Origin of the sequence: Achromobacter spanius, from assembly GCF_003994415.1 — a bacterium.
GTDB classification, from domain to species: domain Bacteria; phylum Pseudomonadota; class Gammaproteobacteria; order Burkholderiales; family Burkholderiaceae_B; genus Achromobacter; species Achromobacter spanius_C.
Map to the genome: position 1 here is coordinate 260,118 of NZ_CP034689.1, position 14,943 is coordinate 275,060.

A 14,943-nucleotide genomic window follows, 5' to 3' on the forward strand; every position below is an offset into this window, starting at 1 on the left:
ACCTTCTCCCTTAAAGGTTAAATAACGATCCAGCCGCGGATCAGGCCATCGATGGCCGCTCCACAACCGACCGCAGCGATCACGAAGACCACCAGTTCCACCTGCGTAAAGAGTCGTTGCCCCTGCTCCCGGCGGGCCCAGTAATAAAGAATGGTGCCGGGCGCATACAGCAAGGCGGCCAGCAGCACGTACTTCAGGCCGCCCGCGTAGATCATGAAAGCGCTGTAGAACGCAGCGATGCCTGCCAGCACCAGGTCGCGCGTGCGGGCACTGTCGCCCTCGTAGGTCTCGCCTCGATGCGCGAGCATGAAGCCGAACGCCGCCACCAGCAGATAGGGAATCAGCGACATCGCGCTGGTAAGGTTGAGCATCAGCGAGAAGGCGTCGGTGGACCAATACGTGCTGATCACGAACAACTGGATGATGATGTTGGTCAACCACAGCGCGGTTGCCGGAACGCCGTTCTTGTTTTCGCGAGCGAAGATCCGCGGCATGTCTTTGTTCTTTGACGCGGCGAACAACACCTCGGCGCAGATCAGTGACCACGCCAGGTACGCGCCCAACACCGAAATCAACAGACCCACACTCACGAACACGGCGCCCCATGGGCCAACCACGGAGGCAAGCACGCCGGCCATTGACGGCTGGCGCAGGCCGGCGATTTCGCCCTGTGGCAGCGCGGCGTACGGCAGCAAGGTCACCAGCACCATCAGGCTCAGGGCGGTGACGAAGCCGATCAGCGTTGCCACGCCTACGTGCGAACGCTTTGTCGCGAAGCGCGAATACACGCTGGCGCCCTCAATGCCCAGAAACACGAACACGGTCACCAGCATGGTGCGCCGCACTTGGTCAAACAGGCTGGCGCCGCTGCCGTCGCCCCAGAGGTTGGCGCGAAACAGGTCCAGCTTGAAAGCGATGGCGAGCATCACGATGAAGACCAGGATGGGAATGATCTTGGCTACCGTGACGACCGCGTTGATGATGGCGGCCTGCTGCACGCCGCGCAGGATCACGAAATGGAACGTCCAGATTCCTGCTGATGCAGCCAGGATCGCGATCACCGTGTTGCCGTCACCAAACACCGGAAAGAACGCGCCGAGCGTGGATTTGATCAGCACCCAGTACGACACGTTGCCTATGCAACTGCCGATCCAGTAACCGAAGGCGGAGAGGAACCCGAGGTAGTCGCCGAACCCCGCCTTGGCATAGGCAAACACGCCGGCGTCCAGATCTGGCTTGCGCTCTGCCAGGGTCTGGAACACGCGGGCAAGCGTAAACATCCCGGCCCCCGCGATCAGCCAAGCGATGACCGCGCCGATGATGCCCGTGGCGCCGCCAAAGGTGCGCGGCAGGGAAAAAATGCCCGCGCCGATCATCGACCCCACGACCATACCGGTCAGGGCAAGCAAACCAAGCTTCTTTTCAGCACTGCTGTTCATGGTTCATCTCCGGTAGGCTCCAAGGCCGTTCGTGGGTGGGATGCATGCGGCCGGATCCCAGGTCGGTCGCTGACGGGCGAACCCGGCGGCCGGCTTGCGCTCCAGCATGAGGTGGCGGCAATGAGCATGGGCACGCCGATGAACGTGCCGGGGATGCCCCAGACCAGCCCCCAGAAGAACACCGCCAGCATCACCAACAGCGGCGAAAGCGAGAAAGCGTTGCCGGCCAGGCGGGGCTCGAGATAGCAGCCGTAGCCGATCTGGATCACGTTCAGAATCAGGAATACCGCCAGCGCGCCTTGCAGCGATTCAAACTGCACAAACGCGAAGAACGACGGAAAGAGCGTCGCCAGCAGGGGGCCAAGGAAAGGGATGTAGTTCAACAAGAACGCCAGCCCGCCCCATGCCGTGGCCAGCTCCAGCCCCGCGTAGATCGCGAACAGCCAGACCGTCACGCCGGTGAGCACGCTGGCGATCGTTCGGATCAGCATGTAGCGGCGCAGCTTGCGCGCGATGCTGCCCGCCACGGCGATCCAGTGGTCGGCACGCGGCAGCAACTGACGCAGGCGCGCTGGCGCGTCGTGCAGTTCGTACACGCCAAGCGTGATGAACAGGAACGACAGAAAAACCAGCCCGGCCATGCTGTTGAGCCGTGACAGCACTTCCTGGATTGCGCGAAGCAGCAGCGAGGCGTTGAAGTTGTCCAGAAACAGCGTCACCATGATTGCCAGCCGCGGATGCATGTCGGCCGTTTCCATGCTGAACAAGCGCTGAAGCCGCGCCGCGTTGGCGATGATCCACTGCGCCACCAGGGTGAAGCCCCACGCCGCCAACGACAGAAACAGCAGCGCCGCGGCCAGCGTCAGCACAAGCGTCAGGGTCGCGGCAAGCACCGCGCCCATCCGGGGCCGCAGCACAGCTTGCAAAGGCGCCACCAGCGCCAGGATGAAGATGGCGAACGCCAGTGGCACGAACACCGGGCTGGCCAGGTACAAAAGGCCTAGCGTGAGGAGCAGGGCGCTCCAGCGCGCCGCCGCGCTGGATAGCGGCGGGGCAGTGAAACGCGCACGGGCTGGTGGTCTCTTCATCTGGGAATCACCTCGTCCACACGGTGGATCAGATACGCATAAAACGGGTTCGACGTCAGTCGCGCCAGGGAGTCCATGCCTCCGATCAGCGCGCCTACCTCGCCCCGAATCGACAGTGCGCCGAGGCTGATTCCATACTCCTCGATGTTGTCGGGATGCTGCCCGTAGAGGCTGTCGTCGGTGGGAAACGGCAACGCCACATGCGACAGGGAATAGATATCTCGCGGATAGCGCATGCCGATCGGGAGTTCGGTCACGCGGGTTTCGCAGCGTTCGCTGATGCGCTCGACCATGTCGCTGGATTCGGCAGAGGCGTTGGTCACGATGGTGAGGCGATAGTTGCAAGGCTCGCCGGGCAGGCTTCGCGCCAGTGACCAGTCCACCCCACGGCGGAATAAGGGCCCAAGCTTGGTGGCGCGGTTCAGGTCGAACAGCACCAGGTCGCTGCCGTTCGGCGGAAGACGGGCGTACAGCGCATTGACGAGCGCGCGTGTGCTGACCGTGAAATCCAGGACCGAATGGAAGGTCAGTATCGGCGGCAACGCTGCCAGCGTGCCCTGCCGCTGGCGCAGGGCGATGTTTTCCTGCAAGACGTTCGTTAGTTCATACGACTGCCGCGCCGCGTTCACCGGGAAAGAGTTGTACTTGAACGGGTTGAATTCAGGCACGATGTTCAACCACGCCGCCTTGGCGAAAGCAGGCAGGATCGCCGGCAGCCCCGCAAGACCTGCGAAGCGGGCGAACTGCGTGATGCCGATCATCGGCGAGATCAGGATCAGCCGGTCGGGACGCGCCAGCGACGGGTCGTCGATCGCTTCCATGGCGCTCATCAGCGCAAGCGCCCCGCCGTTGGAGAACCCGACGATATGCAGGGGCAACGGCGCCGGCACCAGTCGGCGCCCTTCGCGCACGGCCAGGCGCGTGGCGGCCAGCCAATCTCCCCAGCCCGCGTCGGTCAACGCGGCAGGCACGGTTCCATGACCCGGCAACCGGATTGCCACCACGGCATAACCTGCCTGGCGATAGTGCACCGCCAGGTGGCGCAGGCTGTACGGCGAGTCGGTCAGCCCGTGCAGCAGCACCGCCACGCCGGCGGGCGTGCCCTCGGGCATCAGCACGTACGAGCGGTTCCAGTCATGGGAAAAATTCGCGGGATGCACGGCGGCGCCGCTGAAGTAACGGTTGCTCTCGACGCGATCCTGCCGCTCTAGCTGCTCGCTCACATGTTCGCGGACCTGCTCGAATATCTTCTGCTCGCGAGCCAGATAATCTTGCCAGGTGCTGTGCGCGAGGGTTTCGCGGTCGAGCTCGTCGGGCACGTAGGTGTGCCACACGGCCAGGGGCGGGCTCTGCTGAATGTCATACAGCCGCAGGCCGATCACGGTCACGACGCACACAAGCAGGACCAGCGCCAGGATGCGCAGCGCGCGGCGCAGGCGCGGCCAACGGCGCCCGCTCATTGTCCGCTCCGCGCGGCTTGCGTGACGACAGGGTCGTCGAGCCCCCCGCCCAGCGCCACGTACAACGACACCCCGTTCTGCAGGGCGGCCGCGCGCAACATCAGCAATTGCAGTTCGGCGCTGAACAGGTTGCGCAGCGCGTCCATCACCTCCAGATAAATCGAGATGCCGTTTTCGTAGCGCAATTTCGCGGTCTCAGCCAGCCGGGTCTGGGCCTGGATCGCCGCTTCCTGCACGGCCAGTTGCTCGCGTAACTGCTGGCGTCGGACCAGGCCGGTTGCTACCTCGCTGAAGGCAGTCTGTACCGTCTTCTCGTACAGCGCGACGCGCTCCTCGCGCTGCGCGAGTGATAGATCGACCGCCGCGCGGCGCTGGCCGAAGTCGAACAGCGGCAAGGCAGCGCCGGCGCCGAAGGTCCACACTTTGTTGGGCCCCTCGAAGAGTCCCGAAAGCTCACCCGAGGCATAGCCGAACGAGGCGGTCAGGGCGATGCGGGGAAATAACGCTGCCCGCGCGACGCCAATATTGGCGTCGGCGGCGGCCAGCGCGGCTTCTGCCTGGCGCACATCGGGCCGCAACAAGAGCACTTCAGATGGCAGGCCCGGGTTCAGCGCCTCGAACTGACCGGCGTTGGCGATGGGATTGGCCGGCGTTGCGGTCAGGTCGGGCCGCGAGCCCACCAGCACCCAGAGCCGATTCCAGCTTTCGGCGGTGGTGCGGCGCAATTCTGCCAACTGCCCCTCGGCTTGGGTCAGCAAAATGGCCGCCTGATCGAAATCGACGGAAGACGTCACCCCCGCGTCGAGCCGGTCGCGCGCCACCGACAGGGCATAGCGCCTTACCAGCACCGTGCGCAGCGCAAGCGCAATCCCTTCTTCGCCGGCGCGGGCGTCGTAATAGCTTGCCGCCACGTTCGCGATCAAGCTCAGGCGGAAGGCCCGCTGGCCTTCCACCGTGGCGAAGTAGTGTTGCAATGCGGCCGCGCTAAGGTTGCGCATTCTGCCCCAGAGGTCGAGCTCGAACGCGCTCACGCCGACCTGCGCGCCGAACTGACTGAATTCGATAGTGCGCGTACTGCCCGCCAGCGCGGGATCCAGGCTCGAGAGCGGCGCCTGGTTGCGGCTGGCGCTGACCCCGACATCAATGTGCGGCACCTGGTTGGCGCGCTCGATCCGATAAAAGGCGCGCGCCTGCTCGATACGCGCCGCCGCGGCCGCCAGATCACGGTTGTGGATCAGGGCTTCGCCGATCAACATGCGCAACTGCATATCGCCGAAGAATTGCTGCCAGGCCACGTCTTGCGCGCTCGTGCCGGCCGCGGTGTCGTCGTCCGAGAACCGTTCGGGCAGCGCAACGACGGGGGCCGGCTCACGCGGCGCGAAGTTGCAAGCGCTCAACAACAGGGCAATCGCCAGCAGCAGTGTCAGGCGCGTCATGGCGCCTCCTTGGGCGCCGCGCCGGCCGGGCTGCGGCGGCCGAGCCATTTGCGCGTTGCAACGTAAAACAATGGCGTGAAGAAAACACCGAAGATCGTGGCGGTGATCATGCTGCCCATCACGCTGGTGCCCACCGCCTGACGGCTGGCGGCGCCAGCGCCGGTGGCGAACACCAGCGGCAGCATGCCCAGCACGAAGGTGACGCTGGTCATGATGATGGGCCGCAGGCGCTGGCGCGCCGCATCCAGCACGGCCTCCTCGCGTGGCCGCCCGGCCTGCTCCTCCTGGAGCGCGAACTCGACGATCAGGATGCCGTTTTTCGCCGCCAGGCCGATGATGGTCACCAGACCGATGTTGAAGTAGATATCGGCCGACATGCCCCGTGCCAGCGTGAACGCGGCTGCGCCCAGCACGCCGAAAGGCAGCACCAGCAGCACCGAGATCGGCACCGACCAGCTCTCATACAAAGCGGAAAGCAAGAGGAAAACGACAACCAGCGACAGCGCCAGCAGCAGCGCCACCTGGTTGCCGGCTTGCCGTTCCTCGAACGCGGTGCCGGTCCATTCATAGGTCATGCCGGGGGGCAATACGGCGTCGGCGATGGTCTCCATTGCTTGCAGCGCATTGCCGCTGGACTGCCCGGGCGCACCTTGGCCGGATAGGGTGATGGCGGGAAATCCGTTGTAGCGTTCAAGCTGCTGGGGTCCGCTGATCCAGCGGCTGCGGGCAAAGGCCGACATCGGCACCAGCTCGCCACGATCGTTGAGCACCTGCATGTCCATCACGTCCTGCGGACTCATGCGCTGTGCCGCGTCGGCCTGCATGAACACGCGCAGCACGCTGCCGTCATGCAAAAAATCGTTCACATAGTTCGCGCCGAAGGCCAACGCAAGCGCCTGGTTGACCTGCCCAAGTTGCACGCCGAGCGCGCGGGCATGGATACGATCGACCTCAACATAGAGTTGCGGCGCGGGCGGCATGCCATCCAGCCGGATGCCGGCCAGCACCGGACTTTGCGCAGCCGCCGCCATCATGGCGCTGGCCGCCGCGCTCAGGCCCGCGCCGCCCTGGCCCGTGCGGTCCTGCACCTTGAGCGAAAAGCCGGCGGCGTTACCCATCGAGGGAATCGGCGGCGGATTAAGCGCGAAGATCTGCGCCTGCGGGATCGTGAAAAAGGCGGCATTGCTGCGCGACACCAAGGCATCGACCGACCTTTCGCGTTCCGCCCAGGGGTACAGGTCGACGAAGGACAGCGCCGCCGTCTGGCCCTGGCCGAAGAAACTGAAGCCGACGACTGACGCCACGTTACGCACTTCCGGCTGGCGCCTCAGGTACGCCTCGGCTTGCGCCACCGCCACCTCGGTGCGGTCCGCGGTCGCCCCTGGGGCGCCCGTGTACGACACGAAGAAGTAGCCTTGGTCTTCGCTCGGCAGATAGCCACCGGGAATGCGCGAAAACAGCAGGATGGTCAGCCCGCATACTGCAAGGAACGCCAGCAGCCATCGCACGGGATACTTGAGCATGCGCGCCAGCGCCCGCGCATAGCTGGCCGTCAAGCTGTCGAAACCCTGGTTGAACCGGTCGAACACCCAATATTTAGCGCGTGCCAGCCTGCCATGCGTGCGAGGCGGGGCAGGCCGGAACAAGGTCGCGCACAGCGCGCCGCCGAGCGACAGAGCCAGCACGGTCGATATCACGATGGAAACGGCCAGCGTGATCGAAAACTGGCGGTAGATGGCGCCGCTCGAGCCGGGAAACATCGCCATCGGCACGAACACCGCGACCAGCACCAGCGTACTGGCCACCACGGGCCCCCAGACCTGCCCGACCGCCTTACTCGTTGCGGCGCGCGCGTCGAGCTGGTCTTCGTTCATGATGCGCGACACGTTCTCCGACACCACGATCGCGTCATCATTGAGAATGCCGATGGCCACCACCATTCCAAATAGCGACAGCAGGTTGATGGATGCCCCGAACAGGTAGAGCCCGGCGCAGGTGCCGATCAGCGCCACCGGCACAATGACCGTCGGCACCAAGGTCGCACGCCAACTCTGTAGAAAGAGGAACACCATGACGGTCACGAGCAGCAAGGCCTCGACCATCGTGCCCATCACCGAGCGCACCGAGGTCACGATGAAGGGCGTCGTGTCGAAGGGGACGCTCCAGCTCACTCCCTGCGGAAACACCGATTCAAGCTCTGCCATGCGTTCGCGCACTTGCTGCGCCACGGCCAGGGCATTGGCGTCGTTGGCAAGCTGGATCGCGATCCCGGCGGCTGGCTTGCCATTGACGCTGAGCCGGAAGCCATAGTTTTCGTTTCCAAGCTCCACATGCGCCACATCGCCCACCGTGACGGTGGAGCCGTCCGGGTTGACGCGCAGGATGATGCGGCGGAATTCGGCCGGCGTGGAAAGCTGGCTCTGGGTAATGATGGGCGCGTTGAACTCCACGCCATCGGCCAGCGGCTGATCGCCCAGCGCGCCGCTGGCGGTCTGGGCATTCTGTTCCTGCACCGCGCGCATCACGTCGCCGCTACTCAAGCGGAAACTATCGAGCTTGCGCTGATCGACCCAGATGCGCATGGCGTACGACGAACCGAACAACTGCACGTCGCCCACCCCCGGGATGCGGCGCAGTTCATCAAGAACATTATTGGAGATGAAGTTGCCCATCGCGACGGCGCTGACCCCGTCGCTATTGGATTGAAGCGCGATCAGCATCAGGAAGCCGCTGGACGCCTTGGTCACCGTGACGCCCAGTTGCCTTACCTCGGCCGGCAGTCGTGGCTCGACCCGGCTCAGGCGGTCCTGCACCTGGCCGCGCGCAACATCGAGATCCGTGCCAGGCAGCAGGGTCACGGTAATCTGCGCCGTGCCGTTGGCCCGGCTGACCGAAGACAGGTAGAGCAAGTCGTCTACCCCATTCATCTCCGACTCGATCACCGACGTGACGGTGCGATCGATGGTCGTCGTGTCCGCGCCGTGATAGTTCGCGTTGACGGTGATCGACGGCGGCGCGATGTTGGGATACTGCTCCACCGGCAACAGCCAAAGCGCGATGCCGCCGAACAGCAGGACGAACAGCGCCACCACCCACGCGAAAACCGGCCGATCGACAAAGAACGCATTCATCGGGCGCCTCCGGACCCGGCCGGGGCCGCCTGCTGCACACGCTGCCCCGGCGCAACCTTGTGCCAGCCTTCCACGATGATGCGATCCCCGGCATGCAGCCCTTCGCGTATCTCCCAACGGCCGTTGAGCTGCGCGCCGACCGCGACGCGGCGCAACTGTGCAACATCGTCGGTCCCCACCACGTACAACGAAGCGCTCTCGGCATTGAGCTGCACGGCGCCCAGCGGCACCCAGATCGTGTTGCCGCGCGCGCCTACCCGCACCCGCCCAGTCACGAACTGGCCTGGCAGAAGCACGCGTCCGGCGTTCTCGAAACGCGCGCGGACGGTTTGCGCGCCCGTGCTGGCATCCACCGTCAGGTCGGTGAAGTCGACCCGGCCCACTTCGTCATAGGGCCTGCCGTTGGCGAGTGTCAGGTGCACCGGGAAGCGGTCGCCGTCATCGAGTTGCAGCGCCCCGTGCTGCAACTCGTCAACCAGATCAAGGATCGCGGTGTTGGACTTGGGAAAGGTAGCGCTGATCGGCGAGAGCTGATTCACCTCTGCCAGCAGCGTGGCCGATGCGGCGCTTACCAGGGCGCCCTCGCTGACGAGCCCGCGCCCGACCCGGCCCGCGATCGGAGCGCGCACGACGCAACGCTCCAGCCGCAGCGTAGCGAGCGTGACCGCGGCCTGGGCGTCGGTCATGCCGGCCTGGGCCTGGCCGAGCGCAGCCACGGCGGCCTCGAATTCCTGTGCACTCACGGCCTGGCGCTTCACCAATGGACGGAAGCGGTTCACCACCGATTGCGCATTCTGCTGCACGGCTTCGGCGCGCTGTAGCATGGCCCGCGCCTGCGCCAATTGCGCGCGGTAGTCGCTGTCATCAATCTGGAATAGCGGAGCGCCTTCCTCCACGTCGCTGCCTTCGGTGTACAGCAGCTTCTGCACGATGCCATCAACGCGGGCACGCACCTCGGCGCTTCGGATCGGCACGATACGACCGGGTAATTCGATGTCTACGTTCGCCGACTCGGCCTGCACGGTGGCAAGCGTAACGAATGCGGGTGGCGGCCCACCACCCATGTTTGCGTCGCGGTCGCCACACCCCATCAGTACGACCAGCAGCAGCGGCGCGACACGGCGCACGGACCTAAGCTTGCCCTTCAGACGCATCAGTTCCTACTCCCCACTGGGCAGGTTGATCGACAGTGCTGAATAGCCGGCCCGTCGAGGCGCAGGCCTGGGTCTTACGTCAGAACGACCACTTGCCGAACACGAACAGCACGTTGCCCGTACCCTCCGTGCCCGGTATGCAGGGGCATTCCGCAAGCATTGCGGGGCGCTTTTTTATGTTGCCCTTTCAAAACCGATATCGTCGCCAATAACCGTAGTGGGGCCGATCGGAAGAGGTTCCGGATTGGCGATGTTGAGCTTCTTGAACGTGATCTTGTCCTTCCAGACTTTGCGTAGAAAGTCCTCGAACGCCATGATCGTCAACTGTTCGCCGGGGCAGCGACGATAGCCGAATCCAAATGGGGCAAAGCCCGCGTAATCGCAGACGGGAAGCGCCTTGCCGTCGGCCTCGCCAAAGACGGTACCGAAGCCGCTGTTGCGCAGCGACGCCTTGCGCCCGTCCTTGACCTCAAACGAAGTCAGGTCGAACGGACACTTGGCGAAGCCTATCTGTTTGGCCTTGGCCTCGTCGATATCGGCGCTTGTCGGTACCGCTGCGTATCGTGATGGATCGAACTTGTCGGGGTTGGTCCAATGCACGGGGTCGAGGCTCGTCGAGGTGTGTGGGCTGACGATATAGCCGTGGCGGTCGAACCGAGGTGTCTGCGTTTCGCCCAGTGCGGAAATGCTGCCGCCGTTCGGTGAAATCAGCCGGAAAAGCTCCATGACGTACGCTTCCAGCGGCGTATAAGGCGCACCCCGCGCGTTATCGGGTTCGCTTTCCATCGTTTGTTTGAAAGCGCTTCTGATCGTTGGGTCTCCGACGTCAGAGGCCAACCGGCGCATGATGTTGTAGATGGTGTTGCCCCATTGGCTGAAGGCAACGAAGTTGTGGAAGCACTCGAACACCACATCCTTGTGATTGAAGTACGCGCTGTCTTCGCCATTCTTCATCCAATACCAGGCGAAGGTCTTTTCGGGGGCCTTCGTCTTTCCGGATGCGATGTCGGCAAGTCTTTCATCGATCCATGACTTCAGGAAGTCCAGGTGGGATCGAACGATCATGTAGTTTTCGTACACGATGCGCTGCGTGGGGTCACGATAGGCCAGAACCGTATTGAAGCTCTCGCCGATCTGGCGAACGCGCTTGGGGATCTGGTCAGGTGACACGCCCAGGTGCAGGTCCCAGTACAGGTCCCAGAATGAATCCAGGTATTTGCGCATCAATGGCTGCCCGGCATTGGCGTCGGACAGGAAGCCGTCGAAGAATTTCATCACCTTCCCACCGTATTGTTCACGGTAGAGATCCGGCGTTACGGCCGACATGTAGATGCGCTTGCGGCGGTTGTCCGGGCCTCGCTTTTCCAGCCCCTGAAGGAAGACCGTCACGCCATCGGCCGGGTCGGGCCGCCAGGTTTCGCTAAGCAGACCCCATAGATCATTGGGCAGCGCATTCTCTTTGGTCAGCGCAAGGTCAATCATCGGAAGAAACGACCGTTCGCCCTCGAAAACGCTGACCAGAAAATGCGGGAGGATCACGTTTTCCACGTAGGCGGGTTCGAAGTCCTTCATGAATTGCGCACGCAGGCGAGCGGCGGTCGCCGCCAATTCGCCGGGCGCTGGCGGCGCATTGAGCGGAGGCTCGTAATGCGCCAGGACCGGCTGTGCCGATAACGCGGCAATTGAAGTGGCGCTGCCAGAGAGGAAAGTTCTACGTTTCACCGCACTTCTCCTTGTTGGAGGCAGTCGTCATTTGGTTGTTGTTTCGCCGTGCCGATCAAGTGCGAGCGTGGTCTTCATCTCCGTTGCCAGCCATACTCAAAAGTGAGTATGGCGCCGTCGCGAGGTTTGCCCTCCCGCTACAGCGCCGCCGCTCGCGAGGCCAGCTTGCGGTTGCCTTCGCTGGCGGGTTTCAAGGCCATGCGTTCTGCTGTCAGCACCTTGGCCAGGGTGCGAGCGCCATCGCGCAAGGCGGCCTCCACCAGGGTCAGCGCCAGCACATCACGCTGGGCGTGGCTGCCGCCAAAGCGGTGCGCGATCAGGCGCACGTCCCGCAGCAGGTCGGCGCTTAGCGCATAGTCCTGGCGGGCGAAGGCCACCAGCGCATGCGCCACGGGCAGGCCGACGTCACGGGTCATCATGGCATTGGTGCCGCTGCCTTGCGCCGCGGCCTCCATGGCCGCGATCAATTGCTGCGCGGCCGCACCATCGCCCGCGCCCAGGTAGGCCATCAAGGCATGCACGTCATTGAACGCGTAATAGCCCGTGCCCCCGCGCTCCTGCCATACGTCGGCCAACTGTCGCCAGCGCGGTCCTACGTCCACGTTGCGCAGCAGCAGGCGCCACAGCATGGCGGACGCATCGATCAGATCCAGGACCTGCCCGGTGGACGATTCGCGCAGCCGCTTGTCGTACAGGGCCAGCACCTCGTCGATCTCGTCGCGGTCCAGATGAAACAGCGCCAGATGCCACCAGTTGTGGATGGACAGCATGTTGTCGGTGGACCAGTCTTCGCGGCGTCCGTCCAACCATGCGATGCCTTCTTCCACCCGCCCCTGCATCTCCAGCACATGGGCCACCGCGTGCACGGCCCAGGGATCGCGGGGATTCAACTCCAGCGCTCGCCGGCCCTGGGCCTCGGCCTGGGTGTACAAGTTGGTTTCTTCCAGGCCGAAGGCATGCATGCCCAGCACGTAGCCATAGTGCGGCATCTGGCTGTTCCAGTCCGGAAGAATGCCGGCCACGCGGTCGCGCAGCATGGCCGAACGGCCAAGCAGGAAGTCGCCGATATGGCCCACCTGAAGGGCCAGCGTGTCGTGTGGGTAGTCGATGAGAATGTCGGCGTAGCGCCGCAAGGCATTGGAGAATTCGCCATTCAGCCAAGCGCGCGCGGCGGCGGTGTGGCGCCGTTCGCGCGTGTTGGCGATGTCGTGCAGGCCCTCGGCGGCCTCCACGCTTTCGCGCAACAGCGGCTCCACGCACTGGTCGCTGGCCGTGATCATCGTCCCGGCGCGCAGCAAATGACCCATGACGAACACGGGGTTGTCGGCCAATGCCCGGTCAATAATCCCTACCGGATCGCCGTAATAGCCAAGAAACAGGGATTGCGCCTGTTCGTAGGTGGCCAGGGATGTTTGATCATCCGTGGAAACGGGATTGCCCCGCTCATCGGTCTGCGCCATGGTGGTCTCCTCGGATACCGCCCCGCGACGGGTTCCGACGATGTAAGCACGGATGCCGCGCGACGGCAAAGCGCAACTGCTTTAGTGCACCTGTACCGCTTGCCGTCCGGTTGACCGGTATCGACGCCGCGAAAACCATCCGCGCCAGCGCGGCGCGTCAGCCTCGGCAAGATGACAACGCGCTTCCGAGCATCACCGCGGGCATGCCTTGCCCAGCCACTAGGGGCGTTCCATCTCCTTCTTTTTCTCCTTGTCCTTTTTTTCTCCGTCGTAATGAGACTTGATGGCGAGAAACATGCCCGTGCCCAACACGAGAAGCTTGAACGTACCGAAGACTACAGGGACCCAAAAATTCATCATTTCCTCTGGACGCTGCTTCAGCAGCTTCATTTACTAGATCACGCTGCTCGATTCCAACTTGCGTTCTGGCTGGAAGAGCATGGACTCCCCGCATCCGGACAAACTCCGTGCGGCCAGCGCTATACTCCGTACAAACCTCAAAATTCTACCGCTAAAATCCATACAAACTGTTGAATTCCTCAGCTTGTATGTTTTTTATCTCTGCGGAAGTGGCAAAAATCCATACATAAAGATAAGACATGGCTCTTTCACGTCGCCTTAAAAAAGCAAACATGTCTTGGGTGCGTCCCCTCACCGCAGGGTCCGGCTCTCGGTACCAGCAGATCGCCACGCAAATCCTGACCGCGGTGGAAGACGGTGTGCTTCGCCCGGGCGACCGCCTGCCTCCGCAGCGCGAACTCGCCCAGACATTAGGCGTTGATCTCACGACCGTCACGCGTGCGTACACGGAAGTTCGAAACAAAGGGATTTTGGAAGCTCAGGGAGCGGGTGGGACCTATGTGGCCTATTCCGGGTTGGACGCCGGAGGGACGATCGATCTGGGGATGAATATCCCGCCTTTGCTCAGCAGCGCCGAGTTTTCGCACATGCTTACGCAGGCCAGTGGCACCACGCAGGTGACGGCAAGCTCGATGGATCTGATGAGCTATCACGTGGGTGCAGGGGCCAATCGGCATCGTGCCGCAGCGGCGAAATGGCTGCAGCCGATGATTGGCAACCCGGACATGGAGCGCATCGTGATTTGCCCTGGCGCTCAAACCGCTATCGCGGCATTGCTTCTGGCCAGGAGCCAGTCCGGAGATGTCATAGCTTGCGATGCGTTGACGTACCCAGGCTTCTTGGCCGCGGCCCGCTTGCTTCAGCGCTTGGCCGTAGGGGTGAAGTCAGATGAGTTCGGCATGGATCCCGCGGACCTCGAGCGCGTGTGCGAACAACATCGTCCCGCCCTGCTGTACTTGAATCCGACGATTCAGAACCCAACGGCGCTGACGCTATCCGCCGAGCGACGAATGGAGCTGCTGCGTGTCGCAGAGAAATACGCGCTGCCGGTGATTGAAGATGACCCCTACTGGCTGTTGGCCGAGCGTCCGCCAAGCACAATGTTTTCAATGGCCGCCAACACGTCTTCGACGCCGGTTTACTACGTCTCGACGCTCTCCAAATGCCTGGCGCCAGGCCTGCGAACCGCCTATTTGGTCGTGCCTTCGGGTGAGCCGTTAAGCCCGATTCTTGATGCCCTGCGTTCGCTGGCGCTGATGCCCATTCCCTGGATGACGGAAATGGCGTCGGCCTGGATAGAATCGGGCGCTGCCGTTCAATGGCTGGCACAGGTCAAGAGCGAGCTGCGGCATCGACAAGCCATCGCGGCATCGATTCTTCCGGGAAATATTCAGGCCGACCCGAATGGGCTGCACCTCTGGCTACAGTTGCCGCGTCATATCGACTTCTACCGCCTTACACAAACGGCGCTACAACAAGGCGTGAGCGTCACTGACTCGGGCTCGTTTTCCACGGGGGCCTTCAGCCCCGCAGCGCTTCGTGTCTCATTGGGCGGCGCGATCGATCGACATCGCCTGGCGCACGGTCTGACCCGGTTGGCGGAGTTGCTTCAGGGCGATCTGGCCCAACGGGTTTCAAGCGTGGTCTGATTTGCCCAGGCGTACGGTCTTACCGCTTGGCTTCGAGTCGCCAA

10 protein-coding genes are annotated in these 14,943 nt (G+C 63.4%); 1 reads left to right on the top strand and 9 read right to left on the bottom strand.

The genetic code is table 11. The annotated features are described in order from the left end of the window. Nucleotides 1–17: 17 nt before the first annotated feature. The 9 genes from ELS24_RS01230 to ELS24_RS30760 form a co-directional block, all read right to left on the bottom strand. Complete coding sequence (locus ELS24_RS01230; RefSeq protein WP_127183169.1) at nucleotides 18–1,439, bottom strand: basic amino acid/polyamine antiporter; 1,422 nt, start codon at nucleotides 1,437–1,439, stop codon at nucleotides 18–20. Continuing rightward, nucleotides 1,436–2,527 carry an AI-2E family transporter gene (locus ELS24_RS01235; RefSeq protein WP_127183170.1) on the bottom strand — a complete coding sequence of 364 codons (1,092 nt, stop codon included), beginning with the start codon at nucleotides 2,525–2,527 and terminating at the stop codon, nucleotides 1,436–1,438. Before ELS24_RS01235 ends, ELS24_RS01230 begins: the two co-directional genes overlap by 4 nt. Then, nucleotides 2,524–3,987 carry an alpha/beta hydrolase gene (locus ELS24_RS01240; protein WP_127183171.1) on the bottom strand — a complete coding sequence of 488 codons (1,464 nt, stop codon included), beginning with the start codon at nucleotides 3,985–3,987 and terminating at the stop codon, nucleotides 2,524–2,526. The genes ELS24_RS01235 and ELS24_RS01240 overlap by 4 nt, the downstream gene beginning before the upstream one ends. Beyond that, entirely contained in the window at nucleotides 3,984–5,423 is a 1,440-nt protein-coding gene (locus tag ELS24_RS01245; protein ID WP_127183172.1) for an efflux transporter outer membrane subunit, read from the bottom strand. The genes ELS24_RS01240 and ELS24_RS01245 overlap by 4 nt, the downstream gene beginning before the upstream one ends. Next, the gene (locus ELS24_RS01250) at nucleotides 5,420–8,554 is read right to left on the bottom strand and encodes a multidrug efflux RND transporter permease subunit (RefSeq protein WP_050448146.1); all 3,135 of its coding nucleotides are present in this window, start codon (nucleotides 8,552–8,554) and stop codon (nucleotides 5,420–5,422) included. Before ELS24_RS01250 ends, ELS24_RS01245 begins: the two co-directional genes overlap by 4 nt. Beyond that, nucleotides 8,551–9,708 carry an efflux RND transporter periplasmic adaptor subunit gene (locus ELS24_RS01255; RefSeq protein WP_127183173.1) on the bottom strand — a complete coding sequence of 386 codons (1,158 nt, stop codon included), beginning with the start codon at nucleotides 9,706–9,708 and terminating at the stop codon, nucleotides 8,551–8,553. Before ELS24_RS01255 ends, ELS24_RS01250 begins: the two co-directional genes overlap by 4 nt. Nucleotides 9,709–9,882: 174 nt before the next feature. Beyond that, nucleotides 9,883–11,430 carry a hypothetical protein gene (locus ELS24_RS01260; RefSeq protein WP_127183174.1) on the bottom strand — a complete coding sequence of 516 codons (1,548 nt, stop codon included), beginning with the start codon at nucleotides 11,428–11,430 and terminating at the stop codon, nucleotides 9,883–9,885. 137 nt (nucleotides 11,431–11,567) lie between these two features. After that, entirely contained in the window at nucleotides 11,568–12,890 is a 1,323-nt protein-coding gene (locus ELS24_RS01265; RefSeq protein ID WP_127183175.1) for a tetratricopeptide repeat protein, read from the bottom strand. A 219-nt stretch (nucleotides 12,891–13,109) separates the two neighbouring features. After that, nucleotides 13,110–13,280 carry a hypothetical protein gene (locus ELS24_RS30760; RefSeq protein ID WP_164741195.1) on the bottom strand — a complete coding sequence of 57 codons (171 nt, stop codon included), beginning with the start codon at nucleotides 13,278–13,280 and terminating at the stop codon, nucleotides 13,110–13,112. A 209-nt stretch (nucleotides 13,281–13,489) separates the two neighbouring features. Here ELS24_RS30760 and ELS24_RS01270 point away from each other — a divergent pair, with 209 nt between their 5' ends. After that, nucleotides 13,490–14,899, top strand: a complete 1,410-nt coding sequence (locus tag ELS24_RS01270) for a PLP-dependent aminotransferase family protein (protein WP_164741196.1) — start codon at nucleotides 13,490–13,492, stop codon at nucleotides 14,897–14,899. The last annotated feature ends 44 nt before the right edge of the window (nucleotides 14,900–14,943 follow it).

What these genes read in the sequence shown, in the direction of transcription:
- ELS24_RS01250 (WP_050448146.1), bottom strand. Translation starts at nt 8,554, where the DNA reads ATGAATGCGTTCTTTGTCGATCGGCCGGTTTTCGCGTGGGTGGTGGCG.
- ELS24_RS01265 (WP_127183175.1), bottom strand. Translation starts at nt 12,890, where the DNA reads ATGGCGCAGACCGATGAGCGGGGCAATCCCGTTTCCACGGATGATCAA.
- ELS24_RS30760 (WP_164741195.1), bottom strand. Translation starts at nt 13,280, where the DNA reads ATGAAGCTGCTGAAGCAGCGTCCAGAGGAAATGATGAATTTTTGGGTC.
- ELS24_RS01240 (WP_127183171.1), bottom strand. Translation starts at nt 3,987, where the DNA reads ATGAGCGGGCGCCGTTGGCCGCGCCTGCGCCGCGCGCTGCGCATCCTG.
- ELS24_RS01255 (WP_127183173.1), bottom strand. Translation starts at nt 9,708, where the DNA reads ATGCGTCTGAAGGGCAAGCTTAGGTCCGTGCGCCGTGTCGCGCCGCTG.
- ELS24_RS01245 (WP_127183172.1), bottom strand. Translation starts at nt 5,423, where the DNA reads ATGACGCGCCTGACACTGCTGCTGGCGATTGCCCTGTTGTTGAGCGCT.
- ELS24_RS01230 (WP_127183169.1), bottom strand. Translation starts at nt 1,439, where the DNA reads ATGAACAGCAGTGCTGAAAAGAAGCTTGGTTTGCTTGCCCTGACCGGT.
- ELS24_RS01235 (WP_127183170.1), bottom strand. Translation starts at nt 2,527, where the DNA reads ATGAAGAGACCACCAGCCCGTGCGCGTTTCACTGCCCCGCCGCTATCC.
- ELS24_RS01270 (WP_164741196.1), top strand. Translation starts at nt 13,490, where the DNA reads ATGGCTCTTTCACGTCGCCTTAAAAAAGCAAACATGTCTTGGGTGCGT.